Below are 3982 nucleotides of genomic sequence, written 5' to 3' on the forward strand. Positions count from 1 at the left end.
CGTCGGCTGGTCTGACGCGCCCTAGAACCGCAGGGCACGAAGGTCGCGACGAGCGATCTTCGTGCCCGCTCCATTCGCGCGAGCCTGAATCGGGTGAGCGATTCTCAGCGAACCCCGGGAGTGCTGCGAGTCGCTGAACGGGCTCGCTCGGGCTCGGACCGGCAACACGATGTGGGTACACTCGGGATCAAATGGGTCACCGGGAGTACCAATGATGATGAAGGTTCGCGCCGCCAAACGTTTCACGCTTCTGTCCGCCATCCTGTTCGCGTGCTGCACCACCGCGCTCGCGATGCAGGGCGATCCACCGTATTCGGTCGCGCATCCCCAGGCCCTGGCGGGCCTTTCGGTACCGCAGCTGGTGTTGAAGCCGGTCGACCAGGCAGGGCTGCTGGCGAGCGACGCGCGGCAACTCGGCGCCTCCGGCGAGAATGCGGAGAAGCGTCTTCGCGTCGCGACGCCGAACAGGGTCGACGCGGACACCGATCATGCAGGGGTGTGGGTTCCGCTCGCCGATGGGGGCCGACTGTGGCGGTTGCAACTGCACGCCGATGGCGCGACCGACCTGCGTCTCGGGTTTGATCGCTTCGACGTTCCGGCGGGCGTCACGCTGCACCTGATCGCGCCGTCGACGAGCGCCTACGAAGGTCCATTCACATCATCCGATGCGAGCCCCGATCATCAGCTATGGCTCGCACCGTTTGCCGGGGACACGCTGGTTCTCGAGTTGCATGTGCCGCCGGGTGTGCAACTGACACCGCACGCGGTGCATCTGAGCAGCGCCGGTACCGGCTACCGCAACACGACGGGAGCGGGCGGGTTCACGCTCTTCGGCGCCGGGGCATCGGGCACCTGCAACATTGATGTGGTGTGTCCGCTGGGAAATCCGTATCCGTTCGAAATTTCAGCCGTCGCGAAATTCTATTTCGACACCACCGAGGGCTCGTTCCTGTGCACTGGAACGCTGATGAACGACATCGCGCAGGATTTCAAGCCGTACTTCCTCACGGCCGACCACTGCATCAATACGCAGGCGGAGGCGACGTCGATGTCGTTGATCTGGAATTACGAGTCACCCACGTGCGGCGCGCACGGCGGCGGCTCCACCGCCGATACACAGAATGGCGGCGCCACGCTCGTCGCGCATCGCGCGGACGTGGACTTCTCGCTGGTGCGCCTCAACAGCATGCCGTCCTCGGCGTTCAACGTTGCGTACGCCGGGTGGGATGCGAACGGCACGGCAACGGCCGGCAGCATCGGAATCCATCATCCGAGCGGCTGGGTCAAGGCCATCACGCAGAACACGCATACGTTGACCACCATCAACAATTGTATCGGCACGGGTGGAGGCAGCACCGCGACCCACTGGAAGACCGGTCCGTATGCGCAGGGCACGACGGAAGGTGGTTCGTCGGGGTCGGCGTTGCTGATTCCGTCGAATGCACCGGGTGGCGGCGGTGGTCGGGTCATCGGCATGTTGTCGGGTGGGGGCGCCGCCTGCAGCGGAAGCGTTCCGAACACCCTCACCGACTGCTATGGAAAATTCTCGGTTGCCTTCGACGGCTCCAGCGCATCGCAGCGCCTGAGCGACTGGCTCGCCGCCACGTCGGATACCATCTTCAGGAACGGATTTGAAGGCGCGACTGCGGCCACGACCGCCGAACCGGCTTCGGTCCGTTCGGTGCCGTCCGTGGTGCGCCCGGCGAGCGACGCAGGAAAGTGATGTCGGACGGGGGTGCGCGCATTCGCATCCCCGTTCTTCTCCAGCCATCGCGAAACGCAATGGCTCGCCCCGCGCGCTGTTGACGCGCGTGCTCAGCGCATCGTCAGGTGATGCAGGTAGCATGGACGTCCGCCCCAAACCGGTGACCGCGCGTGTGCTACTCGGCGCAAGTCCTCAGCAACTACGACAAGTATGTGCGCGAATGGGGCGCAGACATCAGCGTGAAGCAATTCTTCGAGCTGTATTTCCTGCGCAACCAGACCGCCGGCATCAAGATTCCCAAAGCGATCGACGCGTGGTTCGCGCATCCCCGCAGTGACGACGAACGACAGATCAAGGCGCTGATCGACGCCTACAACGCGTCGCAGGCATCGAAACTTGAGCAGGAGCTTTTCAAGCAGCGCAAGCGACTGGCAGACGCGGAGCGCACGCTTCAGACACGCACTACCAAAAAGGCGCTCGACGATCGGCGCATTGCGACAAGCAAGGTCGAGCAAGGTCTCGCGCGACTCGCGGATCTTCGCCGCAGTGAGCCGAAAGATCGCGATGCGCGCATCTTCCCGCAGGTGTATGCACCAGTGATCGTGATGAGGAACGGCCGCCGCACCGTCGTGCCGATGCGTTACCAGTGTCGACCGCACGGCAAGCCGGCGTTCTACGACGTGAAATTTCCCGGCACGTACAACGCCCGCCGCGACAACCTCGAAGGGTTCTGGAAACCGCAGTTCGGCCACGATCACGCGATCCTTCTCGTCAATGCGTTCTACGAGAACGTCAGCCGGCACACGATGGAACACCGTGAATTGGCCGACGGCGAAAAGGAGGAAAACGTCGTGCTGGAATTCCGCCCGAAACCCGAACAGGACATGGTGATCGCGTGCCTGTGGTCGCACTGGACGCAGGGCGACGCCATGCTCGATTCGTTTGCGGCGATCACCGACGATCCGCCAGCGGAAGTCGCCGCCGCGGGCCACGACCGATGCATCATCCAGATCCGGCCGGAGAACGCGGATTCGTGGCTGCAACCATCGGGCGATCTGGCCGCGCAGTACGCGCTACTGGACGATCGCGCTTTGCCGTTCTATGAGCATCGCAAGGCGGCCTGAAGAAAAGCGCGTGCCGGCGTTGCATGCGTTCATCACGTGGATGACACGTCGATCGAGAACGTCTGCGAAGGCAAGCGGGCGTATGTGCAAGGACGCCAATGTCCGCTCGATGGACAATTTCGCGTATCCGCTTGTAAGCGGGGCGCACCGACCCCCAAACAGAGCACTCCATGCACACCATATCCAGTTCGGCCCACGAAAGGCCACGTCCCTCCGCGTATCCGCTGGCTGCGCTCGCATTGATCGCAGTATTCCTCTCGGGCAGCGCCACTGCGGCCATGGCCACATCGACCGTGGATGGCGATTCCGGCACCGCGCTCGATTCGCCTGACAACACGGATGGCTCGCTGCAAGACAGGTATCGCCACGCGCCGTCGTTCAACAACGGCGGCGACTATCCCGATCACTTCGCCAGCGCGCCGAACGCGGACATGATCGGCCTGCTCACAGCGCCGCTCGGAAACGGCGACATCGTCGTTGCAGGCCTGGTGCCGAACGTTGGCGCGAGCGGCACCTGCAGCAACGGCACGTCGCGGTGCAACATCGGCCTCGTCCGTTACAACGCCAGTGGTGTTCGCGTGCCGTGGCCAGACCCGGCGGGTTTCGGATTCAACGGCAATCAGTACGTCGTCTATCCGAACGATGTGTCGGTCGGCTACCAGTACCTGCGCGACCTGAAGGTCGTCAACGGCACCATCTACCTGCTGCAGGATGGGTTCAACGCCAGTCAGCCGGGCATCGGCAGACAAAACGTCTCCATCGTTTCGTTCTTCGACAACGGTCGTCCACGAGGATCGATTTCCGTGTTCGGCGACGCGCCGGCAGACACGGAGGACTTCTACGGAGCGCAGATGGTGTTCCTCAGCGGCGGCCGTCTCATCGTCACCGCGACCGATTACGACGGCACCACCTCCTATCTCGCCGCGGCGCGGCTCCTCGTCGGCGCTAATGGTGGCCTCAATCAGGATCCAACCTGGGGCATCGCCTACCCGGGTAGTGGAAATCGAATCATCCGCTATCCGGCCAACGTGCCGTACACCGTCGCCTATGCGACGAACCAGATCGGCTTTCCGGTGCAGGACGATTTCTACGTCGCCGGCAGCGTCACCTCGCAGGGCGATTCGGACGTTCTCGTGCAGAAGATCTCCGGCGT

Annotated in this window: 3 protein-coding genes; all 3 read left to right on the forward strand. The window is 63.5% G+C overall.

Translation table 11 applies throughout. The features are described from left to right. Positions 1-211: 211 nt before the first annotated feature. On the forward strand, positions 212-1723 hold the full coding sequence (locus ABIV12_RS07220) for a hypothetical protein (RefSeq protein ID WP_348057737.1): 1512 nt from the start codon (positions 212-214) through the stop codon (positions 1721-1723). A 152-nt stretch (positions 1724-1875) separates the two neighbouring features. Continuing rightward, on the forward strand, positions 1876-2829 hold the full coding sequence (locus ABIV12_RS07225) for an SOS response-associated peptidase family protein (protein ID WP_348057739.1): 954 nt from the start codon (positions 1876-1878) through the stop codon (positions 2827-2829). A 170-nt stretch (positions 2830-2999) separates the two neighbouring features. Continuing rightward, positions 3000-3982, forward strand: a 983-nt coding sequence (locus ABIV12_RS07230; RefSeq protein ID WP_348057741.1) for a hypothetical protein, incomplete at its 3' end; no start/stop codon positions are given.

Source organism: Dokdonella sp. (genome assembly GCF_039926425.1).
Taxonomy (GTDB): domain Bacteria; phylum Pseudomonadota; class Gammaproteobacteria; order Xanthomonadales; family Rhodanobacteraceae; genus Dokdonella_A.

Coding starts and splice junctions, on each gene's coding strand:
- ABIV12_RS07220 (WP_348057737.1), top strand. CDS start 212: ATGATGATGAAGGTTCGCGCCGCCAAACGTTTCACGCTTCTGTCCGCC.